Here is a 21,822-nt window from a genome sequence, read left to right on the forward strand (position 1 = left end):
CCTCACATATCTGCCAATGTCATTTGGTCCATTACATCTTCAATTTGATTTTGTAATTTGTATAAAATATCTCTTGTTGCACAGCCCTCTAGCTTGTCACAATTTGCATTTTTGCCTGAATCACAACAAGATAGCGAAATGTCTCCTTCCAGTGCATTTATAATTTCACCAATGGGAATATCCTTTGGCTCTCTTGCCAAAATATATCCGCCACCTGCACCTCTTATTGACTCAACAAGACCATGTTTTTTTAGTAGTGAAAATAACTGCTCCAAGTAGGACTCTGAAAGATTTTCATCTTTAGCTATATCCTTCAAAGATATTGGACCCTTACCCATGTTCTCTTTTAAATTATACATGGCCATTAAACCATATCTTCCTTTAGTTGAAAGTTTCATATTTCACCTCAATTAGGATTAAATGATCCCTCTGTCTTATTATTTACTAAAATATCCTTAAGTGTGTACCATGAAAGTACTGCACATTTTACTCTGGCAGGTAAATTTTTAATATTTTCAAAAGCAATTGCATCTTCAAGATCTTCTAGTTCGTCTTCATCTGTGATTTCGCCCTTAACCATTGCAATAAATTTATCTGCAAGCTCTATTGCTTCTTCTACACTTATCCCCTTAACAATATCGCACATAATAGAAGTTGAAGCTTGTGAAATCGCACAGCCATGTCCTGTGTAGGAGATATCTTTTATTATTCCATCTTCTACATCAAGCTGAAGTGTAATTTCGTCGCCACAGCTTGGATTGTGTCCAAGTTCTTTGTGAGTGTAGTGCTCTAAGTCTCTTCTATTATTTTTGTTTCTTGAGTGCTCCAATATTAATTCTGTATAAATATTTTCAAGATTCAATTCCTAGTAGCCTCCTTACATCTTCAAGATGTTCAACAAAATAGTCAATTTCTTCTATTGTATTGTAAACGGCAAAACTTGCTCTGCATGAGAAGTTTGAACCTAAAAATCTGTGAAGTGGTTGCGCACAGTGGTGTCCTGATCTAATTGCTATTCCATAAGTGTCTAAAATTGATGCAACATCATGTGGATGAGCTTCTTTAAAGTTAAAGGAAATAACTGGCGCTCTGTTTTTGTTTGATGTTGTATAAACTTCTAGATAATCAAGTTTTTTAAGTTTATCATAAGCATAATCAGTTAGATATTTCTCATACTCATCAATTCTATCCATGCCGATTCTTTCGATATAGTCGATTGCTGCTGCAAGGTTTACTGCACCTTCAACATTTGCAGTTCCTGCTTCAAACCTTTGTGGTGATGGAAGATAAGTTGTCTTGTCTTCGTAAACATATTCAATCATGTCTCCACCAGATAGGAATGGCTCCATTGAATTTAATAAGTCTTCTCTACCATATAATATGCCAATTCCCATTGCAGAATACATCTTGTGTCCTGAGAATACTAAAAAGTCTATGTCTAGTTTAGAAACATCTACTTTTTTGTGAGGAACAAGCTGTGCACCATCTAGGATGATTTTTGCATCTGAGTTTTCTCTTGTGTATTTAAATATTTTATCTAAGTCGGGCATTGTTCCAACGACATTTGATGCACCTGTAAGCGATAAAATTTTTGTGTTTTTGCCAATTTTTTCTTCTACTTCAGAAAATGGAATTTGCATATCTTCATCTACATAAAGATATTTTAACTTTGCTCCAGTTTTTTCGGCAACTCTTTGCCATGGAACTAAGTTTGAATGGTGCTCCATTATTGAAATTACAATTTCGTCGCCTTCAGATAAGTTGTTTAAAGCGTAGGAGTATGCAATTAAATTAAGTGCCTCAGTTGCATTTCTTAAAAATACAATCTCATTTGGAGATTTTGCACCAATGAATTTTCCAACTCTTGCTCTTGCTCCCTCATAAGCTTCAGTCGAAACCATTGCGAGATAGTGAGCTCCCCTGTGAGGGTTGCCGTTTTCAGTTTCGTAGAAGTTTTGGATATTGTCTAAAACTTCCTTAGGCTTTTGAGTTGTTGCACCATTGTCTAGATATATTATATCTTTTCCATTTGGCTTTAAGTTTAAGAAGGGATATTCTCTTCTAATGTCTTCTATTTCTTTTTTACTAAACATGAAGTCCACCCTCTTTAATAATTTTTCTAACTGACTTCCAAACTTTTTCTTCTAATTTTTCGTCATTTATCATATCAATTGCTGTTGAGAATTTAGATTCGATAATTAGTGCCTCTGCACTCTCTAAACTAATTCCTCTTGTCATTAGATAAAATATTTGGTCCATATCAAGCTTACCAGCACTTGATGCGTGGTTACCAACTACATCATCTTCGTGAGCAAGCATTAGAGGAACTGATGTTGAATGCACTGTATCATCAAGTAGTATAGTGTATTCTTCTTCTGATCCAACAGCTCCACAAGCTCCTTCAATAAACTGCAAGTTTGATTTTAAATTCTTAACTGATTTATCTTTAAGTGCTCCATTTACATAAATATCTGAAAGAGTCTTTTCTCCACGATGAATCATGTCGTAGTTAATGTTTATATATTCATCTTTTTGGCCAAAGTAGATTGAGTTAATATTTCCCTTTGCACCTTCTCCAATTAATTCACATTTGCAATTTGCATATAATTTTCCTGAACCAACTTCATATTGATGAACATTAACTTCGGCATTATCTTTTGCATAAACTCCAATTGACTCAAGGACCATTGTGTTTAGTGAATCTCTTTGGATGATAAAAATTTCAACACTTGAATTTTCTTCAGCTAAAATTCTAATCACACTGTTTCTAAACATGTCCTTCTTGCCACTTGATGTGTAATCAAGTACAAGTCTTAATTTAGAATTTTTTCCTGCAACTATATCGTGCAGATCAGATAAATTATCATAATCTTCATCAAGTTCAAAAAGTGTAAGTCCAAAATCCTTGTCCTCGCCATCTCCTGCTTCGTATGAATTATAATAATTTAAAAATTCTCTATTTAAATCTAAAGCTTCCTTGCTAATTCCGTATTTTATTTCGTCAAATTCTTTTAATTCTAAAAAATTGTCATTGCCCTTAATTTTAAAATCTTTTTTCTCAAAATTTGGAATCTCGATTTCTGTATCATTTACTTTTAAAAAGTTAAAAGTTTTAAAGGCAATTTCATTTCCTATAATACTAGATCTCATCTTATCTCCTTACCCTATTGAACCTACAAGTTCCAAATTGATTAAGTTATTCATCTCAACTGCATATTCTAGTGGAAGCTCTTTGGCAATTGGCTCTGCAAATCCACGCACTACCATTTGCTTAGCTTCTTCTTCAGAAATACCGCGAGTCATCAAATAAAATATTACAGAGTCGCTGATACGTCCGATTTTTGCCTCATGTCCCATATCAATATTGTTATTTTTGATATTGATTGATGGAATAGTGTCTGAACGAGACATAGAGTCAAGCATTAGCGATTCACAAGATGTGGAGTTTTTAGATCCATAAGCATTTTCGTGTATGTCAACTAAACCTCTATAGATAGCTACACCGCCACCCTTAGAAATTGATTTTGTATAAATAGTTGATTTAGTGTGAGGTGCTGCGTGAACTACTTGTGCTCCCGTGTCAAGGTTTTGTCCCTCACCTGCAAAAGAAATTCCAGTAAATTCACTAGACGCATTCTCTCCAACTAAAATTGATGCTGGATAAAGCATGGATACTTTTGATCCAAAAGAACCAGAGACCCATTCGATTTTTCCGTTCTCTTCAACTATGGCTCTTTTTGTATTTAAGTTGTACATATTTCTTGACCAGTTTTCGATTGTTGAATATCTAAGTGTAGAGTTCTTTCCAACAAAAAGTTCAACTGCTCCTGCGTGTAAGTTTACTACATTGTATTTTGGTGCAGAGCAACCTTCGATGAAGTGGCAATATGCATCGTCTTCAACGATTATAAGTGTGTGCTCAAATTGTCCTGCTCCAGGCGCATTTAATCTGAAGTAAGATTGAAGAGGTATATCAACCTTTACTCCTTCTGGAACGTATACAAAAGATCCTCCAGACCAAACAGCGTAGTGTAATGCTGCGTATTTGTGAAGATTTGGTGTGATACATTTTTGGAAATATTTTTTGACAATTTCTGGATATTCATGTAGACCTGTTTCAAAGTCTGTATAAATTACACCTTGATCAAGCAAGTGCTTTTGGATGCTGTGATATACAACCTCAGAGTCATACTGTGCACCAACACCTGATAAAAGTGACTCTTTTTCTGCCTCAGGTATTCCAAGCTTATCAAATGTATCTCTAATTTCTTCAGGAACTTTATTCCAGTCATCAGAAAGATCGGCGTCCGGTCGAATGTATGTTGTTATTTCGTTTATATCAACTTCAGATAGGTCTGGTCCCCAAGTTGGATTTGATTTTTGGTTAAAGATTTCAAGTGCCTTTAATCTATATTCAAGCATCCACTCAGGTTCGTTCTTCTCAGCAGAGATTTGTCTTATTATATCTTCAGTAAGTCCCTTTTCAGTTTTGGATCTGTAAGTGAATTTATTTTTAATGTCATAAACTCCACGATCCATCTCTTCTACTTGAGTTTTCTCTTTTTTACTCAACTATTTTACCTCCTCTCTTATCCAGTTAAATCCTTCGTCTTCAATCTTGTCGATGATAGAAGCATCGCCTTCTTTGACAATTTCTCCGTTTAGGATTACGTGGACAAAGTCAGGTTTAATATTTTTAATTAATTCTTTGTGGTGAGTAATTATCAGTACAGAATTATTTTCGTCTAAGAACTTTTCAATTCCTTCAGATACAATTCTTGTAGCATCAACATCAAGTCCTGAGTCAGTTTCATCAAGTATTGCAAGCTTAGGATCAAGCATTAGCATTTGAAGAATTTCGTTTTTCTTTTTCTCTCCACCAGAGAATCCTACGTTTAAGTATCTTTCAGCATAAGAAGAATTCATGTGTAACTCTTCCATTTCTTTTTTAATTTGTTTTTTGAACTTTAAAATTGGAATAGTTTTATCTTCTTTTGCAGATTTTGCAGTTCTAATAAAGTTTTCTACAGAAATTCCTGGCACTTCTTCAGGAGTTTGGAAGGACATAAAAAGTCCTTTGTTCGCTCTCTTATCTGTAGATAAGTCTGAAATGTCTTCACCATCTAAAAATATCTTTCCATCATACACATCGTATACAGGATTGTTCATAATCACATTTGCAAGAGTAGATTTACCAGAACCATTTGGTCCCATGATTACGTGCACTTCACCGTAATTAATTTTTAGGGAGATGTCCTTTAAAATTTTTTTCTCTCCAACTCCAGCGCTAAGATTTTCAATCCTTAAAAGTTCAGTCATTTTATCCTCCATTTATTTAAAAAATAATTCATACAAAATTACTATGTTTTATCTGTATTAATAATAACACAACTAGAGAGAAATTAAAAATGTTATTTAAATATTTTAAAATAAGTGCTCTGCTATTTACTTACACTCACAAAAAACGATAAGTCTTAAATTTTTGCGCAAGAAAAAAACTAGGCGAAAACCTAGTTTATGATAAGTCGAAAGCTCCTTCGATATGATTTATTTTTTTCTCCATTAGATACACTTCGATAATGTCGTAGCGAATCATAATGTCATAGAGTGAATATCTTTCGATATAAGCCCTCGATGTAAGTATTATATTTTCCATTTTAAACTTGTCTACAGCTTCATAAGCCTCGCCATACTTGTGAGAGTTTCTCGTCTTTACTTCGACAAATACTATTTCGTCCTTATCCCTTGCAATGATGTCAATTTCATTTCCAAGAGCTCTGTAATTTCTATCTAGTATTTTATAATTCTTTCTCTCTAAAAATTTTGTGGCAATATCTTCCCCAATATTTCCATAATACAGGTTATTCATTTTACCATTTATCCAAATTCTTTAAAAAACTCATGCGGTGCATTTTTGACGGTCCATAATGTTTTAGTGCCTCTCTGTGATATTTTGTGGCATAACCTTTGTGTTTTTCTATTCCATAACCTGGGAACTCTTCTGCCCATCTCACGCAAAGACTATCTCTATAAACTTTTGCAACAATAGATGCACATGCGATTGAGTAGCAATGTTCATCGCCTTTAATTAATGACTGTTGAAATATTTTTGTGTTAATCGTCTCAGCATCAATTAAAACTAAATCAGGTGTAACTTTCTTGCCGTCTTTGTCGCGCAAGTTCTCTATTGCATCTTGCATAGCTATATGAGTTGCAACTTTAATATTTACTGCGTCAATTTTTGCTGCGTTTGCTCTTCCAATTCCAACAGCCACACTTGACTTTAATATTTCGTCATAGAGAGCCTCTCTCTTTTTGGGAGATAATTTTTTGGAATCATTGACTCCTTCTATATACTCTCCCTTTGGCATTACAATAGCACAGGCAACTACATCGCCAAAGAGACATCCTCTTCCAACTTCGTCAATTCCCGCAACTATTTGGTATCCACCTTTGTAATACTTGCCTTCATAATCTTCAAATATCATCTGGATCCTCCAATGTTATCTTGCCAAGTGTGCCCTTTCTAAATTCGTCTAAAATAATTCCAGCAACTTTTGAATAATCGATAAGTCCGCCTCTTAAAAGTGCGCCGCGCTTCTTTCCAATAAGTTCCATGATTTCAAGCGGCTCTATATTATCATCTACTTCTATTTTATATCTATTAATTAGAATATTTTTATCAATCTGATTAAGCCTTTCGATTAATTTAAGTGCGAGAGTCTCTGTGTCCATTATTTCGTCTTTAATAGCTCCAGTAAAGGCAAGGTTTAGCCCCACATTTTCTTCTAGCTTTGGCCATAAAACTCCCGGTGTGTCCAAAAGATGAAGCTTTGGATTTATTCTAATCCACTGATTTGTCTTTGTGACGCCGGGTCTATTTCCAGTTTTTGTAGATTTTGTTCCCGAAATTGAATTTATAAAAGTTGACTTACCTGAGTTTGGTATTCCGACAATCATGGCCTTAAGTGGTCCCTTGTTTAAACCTTTTTGTTCAAACTTTTGAATCTCTTCTTTCATTAAATCTTCTGATTTTGAAACAACTGCATTTACATTTGGTCTAAGAGCGTTGTAAAACAAAACTGCGTGGTCATGATCGGTATACTTATCTCTCCACTTTTTATTTAAACTTGGATCAGATAGGTCTTCCTTGTTAAAAATTAAAAGTCTTTTTTTATTTTTTAAGATATCATCAAAAATTGGATTTCTGCTAGAGTAAGGAATCCTTGAGTCAATTATTTCAATGCAAAAATCGACAAGTTTTAATTTTTTTTCAATATCCTCAATGGTCTTTTTCATGTGACCTGGATACCAGTTTATATTCATAATATCACCCAAAAATAACTTTATCTAAAATTTTAATAGCGCCGTCATTGTCGTTGTCGTAATCAGAAATAATATCGGCAACTTTTTTAAGTTCATTGACGCCATTTTTCATAGCAATTCCTATGCCAGAATTTTCTATTAACATTTTGTCGTTGGAGTCATCTCCAATAGATATGATATTTTTAAGATTAATATTTTTATCCTCAATAAATTTCTCCACGCCAAAAAGTTTGTCGCCATTTTTTTGCAAAACTTCCAACATCCAATAAGGTTTACTTACTATTTCCATTAAATGAATGTTGAACCTGTCTCCAATTTTTTCTTCCAAAACTTCTTTAAAGTCTTTTAAAACTTCGTATCTAGCTGCAAAGACAATGGAAAGTGGCTCTCCATCATATTGTAGGAAGTCTTTTACTCCTAAGTTTCTTCCAGCAAATACATTTACATAGGAATTGTTATAGTCTTGATTTTCTTTTAATCTATAAAGTAGATCCACTCCGTCGTTTCTCAAAATATGAATTGTAGATATTATCTCATCAGATTTATCGAAACTCATTATCTCGAGCACGTCTTTTTTGTCGATTGGATTTACATAACTAGTCTTGCCAGTTAAATTATTTCTTATTACATTGCCGTTATTGCAGACTATGTCAATATCTGTATTGCCAAGAAATTTATTTGCCATAAAATATTCTCTTCCCGTGGCAACAATTGGTACTATTCCCTTTGACTTTAATTTTTCTACAAAGGGTTTAAAACTTTTTGTCATAACTTTATCAGTACTTAGAAGTGTGCCATCTAAGTCCATAGAAACAAGTTTTACCATAAATCTCCTTATACATTAAATTTAAATACAATTACATCGCCATCTTTTACGACATAATCTTTTCCTTCACTTCTAATAAGGCCTTTGTCACGCGCCACTTGAGTAGATCCACTTTCAACTAAGTCCTCATAAGAAATTGTATCAGCCTTAATAAATCCTCTTTCCATATCGGAGTGAATTTTTCCAGCTGCTTCAGGGGCCTTTGCTCCCTTTTTAATTGTCCAAGCTCTAGTCTCAACTTCTCCAGTAGTTAAGAAAGAAATTAGTCCAAGAAGGTCGTAGCTTGATCTTATAAGTTTATCAAGACCTGAGTATTTAAGCCCAAGCTCTTCTAAGAAAAGTTCTTTTTCATCAGGAGAAAGCTCTGCAATTTCTGATTCAATTTCTGCAGAAATTACCACAACATTGTCGCCCTTCTCCTTGGCAAATTCTTTAACTTGCTTTACAAATTCATTATCTGCCCCATCATTTGCTATGTCATCTTCAGACACATTGCATACATAGATTACAGGTTTTGCGCTTAAAAGAGAATAATTTCTTATAAGTTTTTTCTCTTCGTCGTCTACTTCAACTTCTCTTGCTGATTTTCCTTCTTCAAGAGCCTTCTTTAATTTTTCTAACAAGTTCTTTTCTTTTAATAGGGACTTATCACCCTTTGCTTTTTTTACAACTTTTGAATATCTATTTTCTACTTGCTCAAGGTCTGAGAAAATTAATTCTAAGTTTATATTTTCAATGTCTCGGATTGGATCAATTGATCCGTCTACGTGAATTATATTTTCGTCTTCAAAGCATCTAACTACGTGAACAATTGCGTCGACCTCGCGTATATTAGATAAAAATTGATTGCCTAGTCCCTCGCCCTTGCTGGCACCTTTTACAAGTCCTGCTATATCATAAAATTCAATATTAGTGTGAATTATCCTTTGTGAATTGCTTAACTTTGCAAGAACATCAAGTCTTTCATCAGGAACGCTTACAACGCCAACATTTGGTTCAATTGTAGCAAATGGATAATTGGCAGCCTCAGCTCCTGCACTAGTCAAAGCATTAAAGAGAGTGGACTTTCCAACATTAGGTAGTCCCACTATTCCAAGTTTCATTTAATAACCTCCATTCGAAATAAAATTATAACACAAAAATACCTAGGATTATTATACAAAATGTAATAAATAGCATAATAACGAGACTTTTCTAAGTATTTGTAAGTTTTCTTTAATTATAAGCATTATTATTGTATAATAGATTTAACATTTATTAAAGAGGTGAATAATATGAGTGCCATCGTTACAAACGACCTATCGAAACATCAAGGCAAAACGGAAATTCTAACAAGTTTAAATTTAGAAGTCTTAGATGGCGAAATTTTTAGCTTACTTGGAATGAAGGATTCTGGCAAGACTACACTTGCAAGAATTTTAATGGGATACTTAAAACCTAACAGTGGAAGTGTTAGCGTTTACGATATGGATTCTTTTAAAGAATCAAAAGAAATAAAAGAAAGTGTGAGTTTTGTTCCAGAAGATAGTCTATTAAATACAAATATGAAGTCTTCTGTAGTTTTGAAAAAAACCCTAAACTCTCACAATCTTCAAAATACTGAGGACATCGACACTCTATGCGACTATTTTAATTTTAATGAGAGACTAAGAATATCAGATTTAGAGCCAAGAGATTTAAAACTTTTTGCAATTATAAACGCACTTATTGTTAAGCCAAGGCTCATTATCTTAGATAATCCTTGCACTAATTTGACTCAAGTTGATATAGATAAACTGTTCTCATACATCAAAAACCTAAATGAGAGCGAAGGTTTGACTGTTTTTATTTTAACTGACTCATTAAAAGAAGCGAGAAAATATTCTACAAGAGTTGCTTATCTTCACGACGGCAAAATCGCCGATGTTGAATACAATAATGTAAGCGTATCTGGAGATAAAGTTCTAAAGATTAAAGAATACCGAGGCAATTTAAATTACTTTACATCAATCGGTGCAAGAGTTATTAAAGATACTGACAGCGAAACAGTTCTATATTACGACAAAAATCTTACTGATTTATCTAAAGTAATATATGAAGAAGCTTTGGAAAATTACACTCTAGAAGATGCAAATCTTGAAGACAAAATTATCGCTTACTATTCTGGAAAAAATGTAAGCACAAGAAAAGAAAATGTTGATACAGAAGTTGTTGATAAAAATCTAGAAACTGACACAGTATCACAAACAGTAATTCAGCCTGAGCCTAATGAAGTAAGTGATGATTCGGATAAGACTGTTATAAGTGATGCTTCTGAAAATAAGTTCACTCTTGGCGAAGATAATGTGGATAGCATTCACAACACTCAGACAAACTTATTTGTCGATGAGATTAAACCAAAAGAAGATGAAACAGAAGTAAAAGCCGAAGATTTAGCTAATGCAGAAATTGAAGAGCCTAAAACTAAAGAAGATGAAAAAGAAATAGACAACATGAATGAGACTAAGACTTATACAAATATTTTGAGCAGCAAAAATGTTGATTATGCAAAAAATGAAGAAGACCAAACTCCTGGCGAAGATAAAGGAGGAGAACAATGATTTTTAATATGGAATTTAAATCAAACTTTACTAAGACAATTGCATGGGCAATAGTTTTAATAGTACTTCTTGGACTCATGATGGCCTTCTATCCATTCTTAGCTGAACCTCAAATGAATTCAATCTTTGGATCAATGGTAGAAACTTTTAATGATTCAACAAAAGAAATTTTAGGATTTACATCTTCAACAGATATTACAAACATTGGAGATTATCTTGCAGTTATTTACCACTACCTTGCAGTTTTAATGTTTATTTTTGCAATGCAACTTGGTGCAAGCTCTTTATCAAAAGAACAGACTAGTGGAAACATTGAATATATTTATTCAAACCCAATTTCTAAATCAGAAATTGTAACTTCAAAATTAACTGCAAACTTAGTGCTTTATTTAATATTTCTATTAATCATGGCTCTTGCAACTTTTGGATTTGTATTCATCATTGCAGCATCGGGCGTAAATTCTAAATATATTCCTGAGATGACAGACTTTGACGTCATCCAAGCACTAATTAGAATTTTTGTAAGTTTATTTGGTAGCGGGCTCGTGTTTATGAGTTTTGGATTTTTACTTTCATCAATGTCTAAATCATCTGAGCACCAAGATGCTATCTCTGCTCTATTTGTTTTCTTAATTGTTCTTCTTACAATTATTGGAAAGACAATGGGCGGAACTTTTGCAAATGTTGTGGCATTTTTCCCTAATGTAGCTTTTGCAACTTATGCCTTTATAAGTTCAAACATAAATGTTCTTACAATTGGAGTAAACCTCGCAATATTTGTTGTGTTCATAATACTGACTTACACAATCTATTCAAACAAAGAACTTAAATATTAATTTATAAAAACTATCTTGCAGTTGTGAGATAGTTTTTTTGTGCATTTCTTCTTTAAAATTAAATTTAAAGGCTGCTACAAATTAAACTGTAGCAGCCTTTTTGAGGTTATGGATAAAAATAATTTATTAAATTATTTTTACGCGATTTTAACAAGCTTTGGAACTTCTACTTCTTTTGTATCTTCAATTTTTTCGTAGTAAATTCTATTTAGCTCTTCTTCTGTTATTTCAGAAGGTTTTATATCAAGGACGACTTTTCCGTGATTTAACATTATGATTCTGTCAGAGTATTCAAGAGCGTGGCGAAGGTTGTGAGTAATCATAAGTGTCGTGATCTTTTCTTCTCTAATAAGCTCATTCGTTTTATCCATGATTACACTTGAAGTTTTTGGATCAAGCGCTGCTGTGTGTTCATCAAGTAGCAAAATCTTTGGCGTTCTAACTGTTGCCATAAGAAGTGACAAGCACTGCCTTTGTCCACCAGATAAGAATTTAACTTCTGTGTTTAATTTATTTTCAAGTCCAAGACCAATGGTTTTTAGCTTATTTATTATTTCATCGTTGTTGTTTTTGTCTATCAGCCTTTTAAGTGTGAACTTTTGTCCCTTCTTGTATGCCATGGACATATTTTCTAAGATGTTAAGGCTCGGTGCCACTCCCATTGATGGATTTTGGTTAACTTTACCGATTAAAAGAGCTCTCTCCTGTTCAGGAAGCTTTGAAATTTCTTTATCTCCAATATCAATTGTCCCAGAGTCGCTGTCAAGTGATCCGCTAATTAAATTAAATAGTGTGGACTTTCCACAGCCATTTGGTCCCAAAAATGCGACGCAACTATTTTCTTTTATTTCAAGTGAAAAATTATCAAAAATTTGGTTTTCTTCCGGCGTACCTTTGTAAAAAGTTTTAGATAAGTTATTAATTCTTAACACTTTGACCCCTCTTTTTCTCTTTTAAAATATTAAATCCTTTAGACGATGCGTTGTTGTATAAAATAAATACTACAACGATAATTGCTGTAATTCCCTTTAAATCACTTGGTTCAAGTCCAAGTTGAATTGCAACTCCATAAATTATTCTATAAATAATTGCTCCAAAAATTGCTCTTGTCGTTCTCTTTACAAATCTCGAATTCTTTAAGAAAGCATCTCCAATAGTTATTGATGCAAGAGCTGAGACTATTATTGTCTGACCCATTGTGATGTCTGCGTATCCATTTGACTGTGCCATTAGTGTACCAGATAGAGCAGCTAGTGCATTTGAAAGCATAAGTCCAAGGCAGATATATTTGTCTGGATTTTTGCCAAGAGACTTTACTAGAGTTTCATTATCTCCCGTTGCAAGTAGCAAGTATCCCTTTTCTGTTTTTAAAAAAGCATCCATTAAAATTTTTATTACTAAAACTATTATTAATAAAATTAACATCTTAGGAATCTTTTCAAACATTTGAAATACAGTTTTGTATTCGAAAAAAGTTATATTTGACGTTCCTGTTATTCTAAGATTTACTGAATATAGAAAAGTCATTGTTAGAATCCCTGAAAGGATTGATTGGATTTTAAACTTTCTATAAAGCACGAAAGTTATAAGTCCTCCAATTGCTCCTGCCACAAAGGCAAGTATCATGCCAGTAACTGAATTCATCCCTAAGGTAAGTGCCCTAGCAAATACGAAAGCTCCTAGTGGGAACGTCCCTTCAACTGACATATCTGGAAAATCTAAGATTTTAAATGTTATGAAAACTCCAATAGTCAAAACTGAAAAAATCAGCCCCATCACTATTGACTCTGTTATTACTGAACTCATTCTTGCCTCCTAAAAATTTATTTTACTAAGTCTGCATCTTCTGTTAATTTTTCATTATCTGATAAACCTAAAGCATCTGCTGTAGTTTCGTTTACAATTTTTTTAACTTCTGCTGAGTATGCCACAGGTACTTCACTTACTTTTTTGCCATTTATAATTTCATGTGCCATATTTGCAGCAACTTTTCCAAGACTTTCGTAATCGACACCTGTGCTCATTAAAATTCCATTTTCAACTGGACCCTGTTCAGATGCAACTGAAGGAATTTTTGCACTCTTTAGTGACTCTGCAATTATTGATGCTGCAGATGAAACTGTGTTATCTTGGATTCCAAAAAATAAATCAATTTTATTTTCCATTGACTTCATCGCTGTTGACACGTCGTTAATATTGTTTATTCCAACTTCAATAACTTCAAGTCCCAAATCATCTGCTGCTTTATTTAGCTCTTCAATTTGGAATTTTGAATTTGCTTCATTTGTTGAAAATAAAACTCCAACATTTTTAATATCTGGGAAAACTTCCAATGCTTCTTCTAATTGAGCCTTAACTGAGAAGTAATCACTTACACCAGTTACATTTGCTTCTGGCTCTTCAATGTTTTTAACTAAATCTGCGCTAACTGGATCAGTCACTGCAGAAAATACTATTGGAATGTCTCCTGCTCCATTCTTTGCACCTTGTGCTGCTGGAGTTGCTATTGCATAGATTAAATCTACATCTTCATCGACGAAGTTTTTTATAATCGTCGGCACTACTGTCAAATCTCCATTTGCATTCTTGCTAATAATTTCTACATCTTTATCTAAGTTTTTAATTTCTTCTTCAAAGCTTGTTCTAGATCTTTCTAGTGCAATGTGATCTGCAAGCTGAATAACTCCAATTTTTTTATGTTCACCTGACTCTTCTTGAGCTGTTGTGTTCTTTTTCTCAATATTTTTGTTATTTTCTTCTACCTTGTTATTTGTATTTGTACAGGACACAAAGAGTAAACTTAAAGCTACTAACATTATAATTTTTTTAATTTTCATAATAACCTCCAAATAAATAATAAAAAAAGTCTTTCATCCACTACTTGGGACGAAAGACTTATCTCACGCGGTACCACCCGATTTTAATCTAAAAAGATACTCAATTTAAGGTCTAACAACCTCTAGCCTAAGTTAACGGGGGCTTCCGTACTTGCCTACTAATTTCAACAAATAAGCTTAAGAGTGTATATTAAATCCAAATGTATTATCTCGCACCACCCGATAACTCTCTTAAATCATTTTAGATTCTTTTTTCTCTTTCACAGCATTTATTAAATTAGTGATATTATATCTGTGCTTTTTATAAATGTCAAGGCTTTTTGAGAAAATTATTTTATTAATTTAAAGTGTTGCGGAGATTAGTATTGTTCGTTGTCCCATACAATATTTAGTTTTATTTATTTTTTATTTTATTTCAACTCCCAATTTTTTCGCTGTGTCTTCGTTTATCTTTCTCGAAGTTACTTTATTATCTTCAACTGGAATATTTTTTATCTCTTCTCCATTTATAACTTTTATTGCCATCTCGGCTGCTTGTCTTCCGTGTTCATAATAATTTACACCTTCACTCATGAGTAGTCCCTTTTCTACTTGACCTTCTTCAGCAGAAAGTGAAGGAATTTTATTTTGAATTAGTGTCTCTGAAATTACTGGAATTGCCGATGCAACAGTGTTATCTGTAATTGCATAGTATACGTCGATTTCATCTTTCAAAGACGCAATTGCTTGTCCAATGTCGTTAATATTATTTATGCCAGTAACTTTTAACTCAAGTCCAAGCTCTTCACATGATTTTTTGAGCTCTTCTATTTGAACTTCTGAATTTGACTCTGATGTTGAATAAATTGTTCCAACAGTTTTTACGTCTGGAAAAATTTTTAAGAAAGATTCGAGCTGCTCTTTTGAAGAAACTGCATCAGTTACACCAGTTATGTTTTCGGTCTTATCTCTATCACTTACAATTCCAGATTTTACTGGATCAGTTACTGCTGAAAAAATTATATTTTTATTGGGAAGCGACTGCTTAACCCCTTGAGCAACTGGTGTTGATATTGCATATACAAGTGCGTATTCGTCTTGTTCATATTTTTTTGGCATCGTAGTTGTTAGTGCTTGATCTCCCTGCAGATTTGTTGCATCAATTTCTACATCGAGTCCTTCTTCTTTTAGTCTATCTTCAAATCCTTTAAGTGCATTATCAAGAGATACGTGTTCAATATATTGTATCGCTCCTATTTTAATCTTCTTGCCACTTGTCTTTTCATCTTTTCCTCCATCAGCGCATCCAACTGTCATAACCGCAAGCATTATTATTAAAATGCTAATTGTAACTTTCTTTAAATTTTTCATTTCTTCCTCCAAATAAATAAATTTAAATAATAAAAAAATCCTCCACCCCATAGGGCGAAGGATTCGCGGTACCACCTAATTTTATAATCAAATAGATTAACTCATTTTAAGATCTAACAATCTCTAGTCTGTGGTAACGGTGACTGCCGTAAAGATCTACTATATTTTCAACCTTTAAGCTTGAGAGTGAATATTAAATACCTGTATCTCTGTGGGCTCTCACCATCCCCACTCTCTTTAAGAGACCAGCGATATGTTTTTCTCTCTTAACGCTTTTATTATTTATTGTTCTTCAATATACTCCTTTAAAGTGATATTGTCAACTAGTTTTTTAAAATAAATTTTGGTGCCATCTCTCTCTTGTGATGTGATAGTCTGTGCATTCTGTCAATTTTTTCTTTTTTGTCCTTCTCAGGTTCTCTTTCTCCTCTGATGTATGAGTCAAGCTCGTCATAAGTAAAGCCCATTTCATCTTCATCAGTTTGACCAACCCAAAGACCTGCAGAAGGTTTTTTGTTTATAATTTCATCTGGTATGCCAAGTTCCTTTGCAATTTCAAAAACATCAGTCTTTAAAATATTTACAATTGGCATGAGGTCTGCACCAGAGTCGCCATACTTTGTTGAATATCCAAGATACCACTCACTTGCATTTGAAGGTCCAAGCACCAAGTAACCAAGGTCCTGTGCATAGTAATAAATTGTTGTCATCCTAAGTCTTGGCTTAATGTTTGATCTTGCCATTCTATTTTCTGAATATAAAGATGCTTTTATAAGTTCTCTATAAGTATTAGTTAGATCAACTGTCCTAGTTTCTAAATCAAGAGCTTCACTTACTTTTATTGCATCTTCTCTGTCCTCGTCAATGCTTTCGCATGGCATAATTAATCCAAGTGAATTATCTGGGAAAACTCTTTTAGAAAGTCCTGCGACTACAGCAGAGTCAATTCCACCAGATAGTCCGAATACAAATCCCTTTGCCCCTGCATCTTCTGCTTTTTCTCTTAACCAATTTACTAAATCTTCTGTAACTTTTTTATAATCCATAATTACCTCTAATATATAATCTTACCGTCAATCGTCGGCAGTTCCACTTCTTCTAAAATTTTAAATTCTACATTTGCACTTGTAAGATCAATTAAATCTTTTATGATTTTGCTATCATCTTCTAAGTCCACTATTATCTCAACTAGATCAGAATAGTTTTCTTTTAGAACTTTAACACCTTCCCCAGCAAGATAATTTAATATTTTGCCATGGTTTGTGTAGTCGTATTTGACACTAGTTCTGTTAAAAATTTTTCTAACAGCTCTTGTACTTGCATTAAGTGCTTCTACAACTGAACTTGTATAAGCTCTTACAAGACCGCCTGCTCCAAGTTTTATTCCACCAAAATATCTAGTCGAAATTACGAGTATATTTCTAAGCTCTTCTTTTTTTAAAACTTCAAGCATTGGAACTCCCGCTGTGCCACTTGGCTCTCCATCATCTGAATACCTCTGGATATTTGCATCTTCGCCGATGATGTAGGCGTAGCAGTTGTGAGTTGCGTCTCTATACTTCGTGCTCACTTCGTCTATTATCTCAAGTGCCCTTTCTTCATCTTTTACAAAAAAAGCATGCCCGATAAATGTAGATTTTTTTATTTCAATTGTCGCGCTTTTATCTTTTAAAATTGAATTATACATTTGTCATATATTCCTTTACACCCTGAAGCTCATCTTGTCTTAAGGATAAATCAATATATATACCGTCGTCTTCATAATTTGGAACAACATCAAATTTCTCGACGAGTTCAAATAATTTTTCTGTGTCATCATAAGGAAATTTAAGTTTTACATCTACATAATTTTCTTCAAGATTATCTTCAATCTTTTGTAGCAGTCTCTCTATATCTTCGTCGTTAAATGCAGATATAAAAATTTGCTTCTCAGGGGCAATTTCCCTTGGCAAGTTTATATCTTCAATATTTATTTTGTCCGATTTATTAAAAACTGTAATTATATTTTTGTCGATTACATCAATGTCCTTTAAGATTGAAATTGCAGTCTTATACTGTATCTCAATATCTTCACTGGACGAGTCGATTACGTGAAGAATTAAATCAGAATACTTAATCTCCTCAAGAGTTGACTTAAAGGCCTCGACAATTTTTGTTGGAAGCTTCGATACAAATCCTACAGTATCAGATATTATAAATTCTCTGCCGGAAGGAAGCCTTGCCCTTCTAGAACTTGGGTCGAGGGTCTCAAAGAGCATGTTCTTTACAGAAACTTCTTTTGAGTCTTCCATCTTTAATTTATTTAAAATTGTAGACTTGCCCGCATTTGTGTATCCCACTAAAGAAACTACAGGAATATTGCTGTTGACTCTTCTGTTTCTTGTTGTATCACGAGTCTTCTCTGCCTTTTTTAACTTCTCTTTAATCTTATCAATTTCTCTTTGGAGCCTTCTTCTGTCGGTTTCAATAATTTGCTCCCCTGGTCCTCTAGTACCAATTCCCCCACCAGTTCTTGACCAGCCATCTATTCCCAAAAGTCTTGGCATTTGATACTCAAGCCTTGCAAGTTCAACTTGAAGCTTAGCCTCGTATGTGGTTGCCCTTAGACCAAAAATATCTAAGATTAAATTTGTCCTGTCGACAACTTTTTTCTTAATCTTTTTTTCCAAGTTACGAACTTGAATTCCTGAAAGCTCGTCGTTAAAAACTATGGCATCAACTTCTAATTTTTCTGCCATGTCTTTAATTTCCTGAACCTTGCCAGACCCAATTAAATATTTTGGATTAAATTTTACTAGATTTTGAGTGACTTCTCCCACAACTTCTGCACCATCAGCTCTAACAAGTTCGCTTAATTCATCCATTGATGTCTCAAGAGAATGAGGAAAGGCGCCCAAATCTGTTCCAACAGTTATTACCTTTTCAATTTTCTTTTGTGAATTTAAATTTTCTAAAAAAACATTATCCATAAGTCAATTATACCAATAAAACTAGATTTTGAAAATCTCGTCTCTTTCGTCCTTTAAAATAGTATTTGATTATCTATGATGGTATAATAAGCTTGGGAGGTTTTGATGAGTAAATTAACAAAATTTAAAGACTTAAACAAAAAAGATAGAGTCAAAATTATTCTACTAGCTGTACTAGTTGTACTTATTTTAATTTTTTCAATTCTTTCTGCAATTATTATTTCAATAATTTCAAAGACTCCATCAACTAATTTAGAAAATTTGACCAATTCTTTTAACCAAACTTCTTATATTTATTCTAAAGACAACACTCTCATAGAAAAAGTTGAATCTTTAGAATACAGAACTCTTGTGGATTTAGACGACATACCTGATCATGTCAAAAATTCTTTTGTGGCAATTGAGGACCACAGGTTTTACACACATAAGGGCCTTGACCCAATAGGCATTGCGTCTTCTCTTGTCGCTAATATTAAAAGCGGTGCACTAGTCCGCGGCGGATCAACAATAACTCAGCAGCTAGTTAGGTCAGTCTATCTTTCTAATGCAAAGACAATGGATAGAAAAATTCAAGAGGCCTATCTGTCACTTAGAGTTGAAGATGTTATGTCAAAGGGAGAAATCCTAGAAGCTTACTTAAACAGAATAAATCTAGGCCAGGGAGCCTATGGAATAGAGGCAGCAAGTCAGACTTATTTTTCTAAGCACACAGATGAATTAAACATAGCAGAGGCGGCACTACTTGCTGGCATTCCAAAATCCCCTACTAATTATGCACCTTTTAAATCGGTGCCAGAAGATTTTTTAACTGAGGACTTGAACGTAATCGGAACGAGAACTGTCGATGGGCAAAAATATTATTTAGTTCTAAATCAAGACGCCTTCGACAGACAAAAAATTGTACTCCACAGAATGAAAGAACTTGGATATATAGACGATGCTGAATACGAAAAGGCAATGAATTTCGACATAATTTCAGATCTTAATCCAAAAGTTTTTAAAAATCACAACATGAGTTCCTATTCCACAGATTTTATAAAGAGTGAAGCGTCAAAGTACTTGGCTGACTATTATAAAATAAGTTTAAACGAAGGCGAGCACAAACTTTTTACTGGAGGATATAAAGTTTACTCCTCTATTGACGAAAATATGCAAAATAATTTAGAGGAGAAATATTCTAATTTTCAAAACTTTCTTCTAAACTATAAATCGACACAGGGCTCAAGACTTTTAAATTTATCTTTTGACGATAACAAAAATATAGTATATAACGACGAGATTCTCTATTTTCAAAGAGATTCACACTTTGATGAAAATTTTAATCTGACAATACCAAAAGATGCCTACAATATTTCTAGTCACGGCGATTTAAAAATTAACAGACTTTATTTCAAAAAAGTTGGAAACAAGTTAGACATAATTGATCTTTATAGAATTAATGACAACAAAATTTTGGAAACTTTTGACATTGGAGAGCTTCAAATCGATCCATCGTCTTATGATTTAAAAAACGATTATTTGATTATTGACGGATCATACATTAAAGAACTTGATAATTTTTATAAAATTGACGAGAATGAAAATTTAGTTATCTCAAATAATTTTTATAATTTTAATCCTGAGCCAGTCATTCAACCTGAATCGGCCATGATAGTTTCAAATAACGACACAGGTTTTGTCGAAGCAATCATCGGCGGACTCGATGTAAATTCAAAAAATGCCAAAATTTTAAATAGAGCAACAGACTCTCTAAGACAACCCGGAAGCATTATAACTCCCTTTACAGTTTATCTTCCCGCACTTATGGAGGGTAAAACTCTTGGAGATGTATATGACGATGTTCCACTAACTGTTGACGGAATGTTTTGGCCACACAATTACTACAATTCCTTTAAAGGACTAATGACATTAAGGGGCGCAATGGAGAAAACATCAAATGTCATAAACGCTGAAGTTTTGCAAGAAATTGGAATAGATAAATCGAAGGAAGTTTTAAAAAGTTTTGACATAATAAAAGAAGATGGCAAAGACTTCTACATCACTAAGTCTGAAAATCCAAAGAAGCATGATGACAATTTAGAATCTCTCGCCCTTGGAAATATGCAAGTTGGAGTTACACTTTTTGATATTTCAAAAATGTATCAGACAATTGCAAATGAGGGACTTTATAAGGAACAAACTGCGATAATAAAAATTGAAGACTCAAGTGGAAACATTATTATCGACAACACAGATAAATCTAAAAAGTTATTTGACGATAAAAAATCATTTTTGTTAAAAGATGTCTTTATTAGAAATACTAAATATGGAAACGCAAGAGGATCGCAACTATCAAATGCCCAAACAGCAGCATATGTTGGACAAAATAGATTTAACTCAGATTATTGGATTAGCGGATTTAGCGACAAATACACAGTTTCAATGTGGCTCGGTGCAGATACTCAAAAAATTTCTCTCTCATCAGATACCTCATCTGTTGTAAATCTTTTTAACATGATGACAAGAGACATAGAGGATAATTCAAACTTCCCAGAGGATCCTCACTATATTGTAAAGAGATATATTTCGACAAAAAGTGGAAAGCTTGGCAATAAATTGACTGAATATGCAAATTCTGGGTATACAGAAAAATATATTACAGGAACAGAAACAACTGAAGAAGACGATATGTTTAAAAAATATTTAATCTGCAAAGATTCAGATAAGATTGCCACACAATTTTGCCCAAGTGAATCTGTGCTTTATACAGTTAGGTTCCAAAGGAAAGAAAAATATAATCCAAAGGACCATTACAATATTTATCCCGACGATTATATGGTGATTCCAAGTTCATACTGCGACGTTCACACTAGAGAGTGGGTTGAGGAAAACGGCGAAGACAACAACTCTAATGACGATTAAAGGAGGATGCAATGAAAGTAGTACCAACAATTATAAAATTTGCAATTGCTCATAAATTCGCGAAGAATAAAAGAAGAAAGAATTTGAAGAGAAATATTAGAAAACAAATTTTTAAACATCCCGTTGCTGGTTCAAAGATATTGTACAGAGCATCGAGAATTAAATTTAGAAATACTTTCTTGAAATAAAATAAAGACC

22 protein-coding genes and 2 other annotated features are annotated in these 21,822 nt (G+C 33.4%); of the genes, 4 read left to right on the forward strand and 18 right to left on the reverse strand.

What is annotated here, in order from left to right; all coding sequences use genetic code 11:
* Positions 1 to 2 precede the first annotated feature (2 nt).
* The 11 genes from ACOX6R_RS00930 to ychF all read right to left on the reverse strand — a co-directional run bounded on the left by ACOX6R_RS00930 (position 3) and on the right by ychF (position 9,255).
* Entirely contained in the window at positions 3 to 398 is a 396-nt protein-coding gene (locus ACOX6R_RS00930) for an RrF2 family transcriptional regulator (protein WP_433446283.1), read from the reverse strand.
* Positions 399 to 406: 8 nt separating this feature from the next.
* A complete protein-coding gene (gene sufU / locus ACOX6R_RS00935) occupies positions 407 to 862 on the reverse strand; it encodes a Fe-S cluster assembly sulfur transfer protein SufU (protein ID WP_433446285.1) in 456 nt (151 codons plus the stop codon).
* Positions 852 to 2,093, reverse strand: a complete 1,242-nt coding sequence (locus ACOX6R_RS00940; protein ID WP_433446287.1) for an aminotransferase class V-fold PLP-dependent enzyme — start codon at positions 2,091 to 2,093, stop codon at positions 852 to 854. The genes sufU and ACOX6R_RS00940 overlap by 11 nt, the downstream gene beginning before the upstream one ends.
* On the reverse strand, positions 2,086 to 3,150 hold the full coding sequence (locus tag ACOX6R_RS00945; protein WP_433446289.1) for a SufB/SufD family protein: 1,065 nt from the start codon (positions 3,148 to 3,150) through the stop codon (positions 2,086 to 2,088). The genes ACOX6R_RS00940 and ACOX6R_RS00945 overlap by 8 nt, the downstream gene beginning before the upstream one ends.
* A 9-nt stretch (positions 3,151 to 3,159) precedes the next feature.
* Positions 3,160 to 4,572 (reverse strand): Fe-S cluster assembly protein SufB, encoded by a 1,413-nt coding sequence (gene sufB, locus ACOX6R_RS00950; protein ID WP_433446291.1) that lies wholly within the window; start codon positions 4,570 to 4,572, stop codon positions 3,160 to 3,162.
* Positions 4,573 to 5,319 (reverse strand): Fe-S cluster assembly ATPase SufC, encoded by a 747-nt coding sequence (gene sufC, locus ACOX6R_RS00955; protein WP_433446293.1) that lies wholly within the window; start codon positions 5,317 to 5,319, stop codon positions 4,573 to 4,575.
* A 196-nt stretch (positions 5,320 to 5,515) separates the two neighbouring features.
* Positions 5,516 to 5,869 (reverse strand): YraN family protein, encoded by a 354-nt coding sequence (locus ACOX6R_RS00960; protein ID WP_433446295.1) that lies wholly within the window; start codon positions 5,867 to 5,869, stop codon positions 5,516 to 5,518.
* Between the two features lies 1 nt (position 5,870).
* Positions 5,871 to 6,488 carry a ribonuclease HII gene (locus ACOX6R_RS00965; RefSeq protein WP_433446297.1) on the reverse strand — a complete coding sequence of 206 codons (618 nt, stop codon included), beginning with the start codon at positions 6,486 to 6,488 and terminating at the stop codon, positions 5,871 to 5,873.
* The gene (gene ylqF / locus ACOX6R_RS00970) at positions 6,478 to 7,326 is read right to left on the reverse strand and encodes a ribosome biogenesis GTPase YlqF (protein ID WP_433446299.1); all 849 of its coding nucleotides are present in this window, start codon (positions 7,324 to 7,326) and stop codon (positions 6,478 to 6,480) included. The genes ACOX6R_RS00965 and ylqF overlap by 11 nt, the downstream gene beginning before the upstream one ends.
* A 4-nt stretch (positions 7,327 to 7,330) precedes the next feature.
* Positions 7,331 to 8,152 (reverse strand): HAD-IIB family hydrolase, encoded by an 822-nt coding sequence (locus ACOX6R_RS00975; RefSeq protein WP_433446301.1) that lies wholly within the window; start codon positions 8,150 to 8,152, stop codon positions 7,331 to 7,333.
* 8 nt (positions 8,153 to 8,160) lie between these two features.
* Positions 8,161 to 9,255: a redox-regulated ATPase YchF gene (gene ychF / locus ACOX6R_RS00980; RefSeq protein WP_433446303.1), complete on the reverse strand. Its 1,095-nt coding sequence runs from the start codon at positions 9,253 to 9,255 to the stop codon at positions 8,161 to 8,163.
* Between the two features lie 171 nt (positions 9,256 to 9,426).
* Here ychF and ACOX6R_RS00985 point away from each other — a divergent pair, with 171 nt between their 5' ends.
* Positions 9,427 to 10,731 carry an ATP-binding cassette domain-containing protein gene (locus tag ACOX6R_RS00985; RefSeq protein ID WP_433446305.1) on the forward strand — a complete coding sequence of 435 codons (1,305 nt, stop codon included), beginning with the start codon at positions 9,427 to 9,429 and terminating at the stop codon, positions 10,729 to 10,731.
* Positions 10,728 to 11,567: an ABC transporter permease subunit gene (locus ACOX6R_RS00990; RefSeq protein ID WP_433446307.1), complete on the forward strand. Its 840-nt coding sequence runs from the start codon at positions 10,728 to 10,730 to the stop codon at positions 11,565 to 11,567. The genes ACOX6R_RS00985 and ACOX6R_RS00990 overlap by 4 nt, the downstream gene beginning before the upstream one ends.
* A gap of 137 nt (positions 11,568 to 11,704) precedes the next feature.
* Here the strand turns inward: ACOX6R_RS00990 and ACOX6R_RS00995 are convergent, their stop codons facing one another.
* From ACOX6R_RS00995 to hflX, 7 genes are all read right to left on the reverse strand, one after another.
* Positions 11,705 to 12,499, reverse strand: a complete 795-nt coding sequence (locus ACOX6R_RS00995) for an ABC transporter ATP-binding protein (RefSeq protein ID WP_433446309.1) — start codon at positions 12,497 to 12,499, stop codon at positions 11,705 to 11,707.
* The gene (locus ACOX6R_RS01000; RefSeq protein ID WP_433446311.1) at positions 12,486 to 13,373 is read right to left on the reverse strand and encodes an ABC transporter permease; all 888 of its coding nucleotides are present in this window, start codon (positions 13,371 to 13,373) and stop codon (positions 12,486 to 12,488) included. The genes ACOX6R_RS00995 and ACOX6R_RS01000 overlap by 14 nt, the downstream gene beginning before the upstream one ends.
* 17 nt (positions 13,374 to 13,390) lie before the next feature.
* Positions 13,391 to 14,404 carry an ABC transporter substrate-binding protein gene (locus ACOX6R_RS01005; RefSeq protein ID WP_433446315.1) on the reverse strand — a complete coding sequence of 338 codons (1,014 nt, stop codon included), beginning with the start codon at positions 14,402 to 14,404 and terminating at the stop codon, positions 13,391 to 13,393.
* Between the two features lie 42 nt (positions 14,405 to 14,446).
* Positions 14,447 to 14,677: a binding site (T-box leader), on the reverse strand.
* A 132-nt stretch (positions 14,678 to 14,809) separates the two neighbouring features.
* Complete coding sequence (locus ACOX6R_RS01010; protein ID WP_433446317.1) at positions 14,810 to 15,754, reverse strand: ABC transporter substrate-binding protein; 945 nt, start codon at positions 15,752 to 15,754, stop codon at positions 14,810 to 14,812.
* 47 nt (positions 15,755 to 15,801) lie between these two features.
* Positions 15,802 to 16,033 (reverse strand) — a binding site (T-box leader).
* Between the two features lie 44 nt (positions 16,034 to 16,077).
* Positions 16,078 to 16,800, reverse strand: coding sequence for an NAD(+) synthase (nadE, locus tag ACOX6R_RS01015; RefSeq protein ID WP_433446319.1), 723 nt, complete (start codon positions 16,798 to 16,800; stop codon positions 16,078 to 16,080).
* An 8-nt stretch (positions 16,801 to 16,808) separates the two neighbouring features.
* Complete coding sequence (locus tag ACOX6R_RS01020) at positions 16,809 to 17,441, reverse strand: YigZ family protein (protein WP_433446321.1); 633 nt, start codon at positions 17,439 to 17,441, stop codon at positions 16,809 to 16,811.
* A complete protein-coding gene (hflX, locus tag ACOX6R_RS01025) occupies positions 17,434 to 18,723 on the reverse strand; it encodes a GTPase HflX (protein WP_433446323.1) in 1,290 nt (429 codons plus the stop codon). The genes ACOX6R_RS01020 and hflX overlap by 8 nt, the downstream gene beginning before the upstream one ends.
* A gap of 105 nt (positions 18,724 to 18,828) precedes the next feature.
* Between hflX and ACOX6R_RS01030 the strand changes: the two genes are divergently transcribed.
* Together ACOX6R_RS01030 and ACOX6R_RS01035 are read left to right on the forward strand one after the other, a co-directional pair.
* Complete coding sequence (locus ACOX6R_RS01030) at positions 18,829 to 21,624, forward strand: transglycosylase domain-containing protein (RefSeq protein WP_433446325.1); 2,796 nt, start codon at positions 18,829 to 18,831, stop codon at positions 21,622 to 21,624.
* Positions 21,625 to 21,635: 11 nt separating this feature from the next.
* Positions 21,636 to 21,812, forward strand: coding sequence for a hypothetical protein (locus tag ACOX6R_RS01035; protein WP_433446327.1), 177 nt, complete (start codon positions 21,636 to 21,638; stop codon positions 21,810 to 21,812).
* Positions 21,813 to 21,822: the final 10 nt, after the last annotated feature.

The organism is Peptoniphilus sp. (assembly GCF_050943655.1).
Lineage (GTDB): Bacteria > Bacillota > Clostridia > Tissierellales > Peptoniphilaceae > Peptoniphilus_A.

Excerpts from the sequence above, each read along its gene's own strand:
- ACOX6R_RS00930 (WP_433446283.1), bottom strand. The coding sequence starts at position 398 with ATGAAACTTTCAACTAAAGGAAGATATGGTTTAATGGCCATGTATAAT.
- ACOX6R_RS00940 (WP_433446287.1), bottom strand. The coding sequence starts at position 2,093 with ATGTTTAGTAAAAAAGAAATAGAAGACATTAGAAGAGAATATCCCTTC.
- ACOX6R_RS00945 (WP_433446289.1), bottom strand. The coding sequence starts at position 3,150 with ATGAGATCTAGTATTATAGGAAATGAAATTGCCTTTAAAACTTTTAAC.
- sufC (WP_433446293.1), bottom strand. The coding sequence starts at position 5,319 with ATGACTGAACTTTTAAGGATTGAAAATCTTAGCGCTGGAGTTGGAGAG.
- ACOX6R_RS00960 (WP_433446295.1), bottom strand. The coding sequence starts at position 5,869 with ATGAATAACCTGTATTATGGAAATATTGGGGAAGATATTGCCACAAAA.
- ACOX6R_RS00965 (WP_433446297.1), bottom strand. The coding sequence starts at position 6,488 with ATGATATTTGAAGATTATGAAGGCAAGTATTACAAAGGTGGATACCAA.
- ylqF (WP_433446299.1), bottom strand. The coding sequence starts at position 7,326 with ATGAATATAAACTGGTATCCAGGTCACATGAAAAAGACCATTGAGGAT.
- ACOX6R_RS00975 (WP_433446301.1), bottom strand. The coding sequence starts at position 8,152 with ATGGTAAAACTTGTTTCTATGGACTTAGATGGCACACTTCTAAGTACT.
- ychF (WP_433446303.1), bottom strand. The coding sequence starts at position 9,255 with ATGAAACTTGGAATAGTGGGACTACCTAATGTTGGAAAGTCCACTCTC.
- ACOX6R_RS00985 (WP_433446305.1), top strand. The coding sequence starts at position 9,427 with ATGAGTGCCATCGTTACAAACGACCTATCGAAACATCAAGGCAAAACG.
- ACOX6R_RS00990 (WP_433446307.1), top strand. The coding sequence starts at position 10,728 with ATGATTTTTAATATGGAATTTAAATCAAACTTTACTAAGACAATTGCA.
- ACOX6R_RS01000 (WP_433446311.1), bottom strand. The coding sequence starts at position 13,373 with ATGAGTTCAGTAATAACAGAGTCAATAGTGATGGGGCTGATTTTTTCA.
- ACOX6R_RS01005 (WP_433446315.1), bottom strand. The coding sequence starts at position 14,404 with ATGAAAATTAAAAAAATTATAATGTTAGTAGCTTTAAGTTTACTCTTT.
- ACOX6R_RS01010 (WP_433446317.1), bottom strand. The coding sequence starts at position 15,754 with ATGAAAAATTTAAAGAAAGTTACAATTAGCATTTTAATAATAATGCTT.
- nadE (WP_433446319.1), bottom strand. The coding sequence starts at position 16,800 with ATGGATTATAAAAAAGTTACAGAAGATTTAGTAAATTGGTTAAGAGAA.
- ACOX6R_RS01020 (WP_433446321.1), bottom strand. The coding sequence starts at position 17,441 with ATGTATAATTCAATTTTAAAAGATAAAAGCGCGACAATTGAAATAAAA.
- hflX (WP_433446323.1), bottom strand. The coding sequence starts at position 18,723 with ATGGATAATGTTTTTTTAGAAAATTTAAATTCACAAAAGAAAATTGAA.
- ACOX6R_RS01030 (WP_433446325.1), top strand. The coding sequence starts at position 18,829 with ATGAGTAAATTAACAAAATTTAAAGACTTAAACAAAAAAGATAGAGTC.
- ACOX6R_RS01035 (WP_433446327.1), top strand. The coding sequence starts at position 21,636 with ATGAAAGTAGTACCAACAATTATAAAATTTGCAATTGCTCATAAATTC.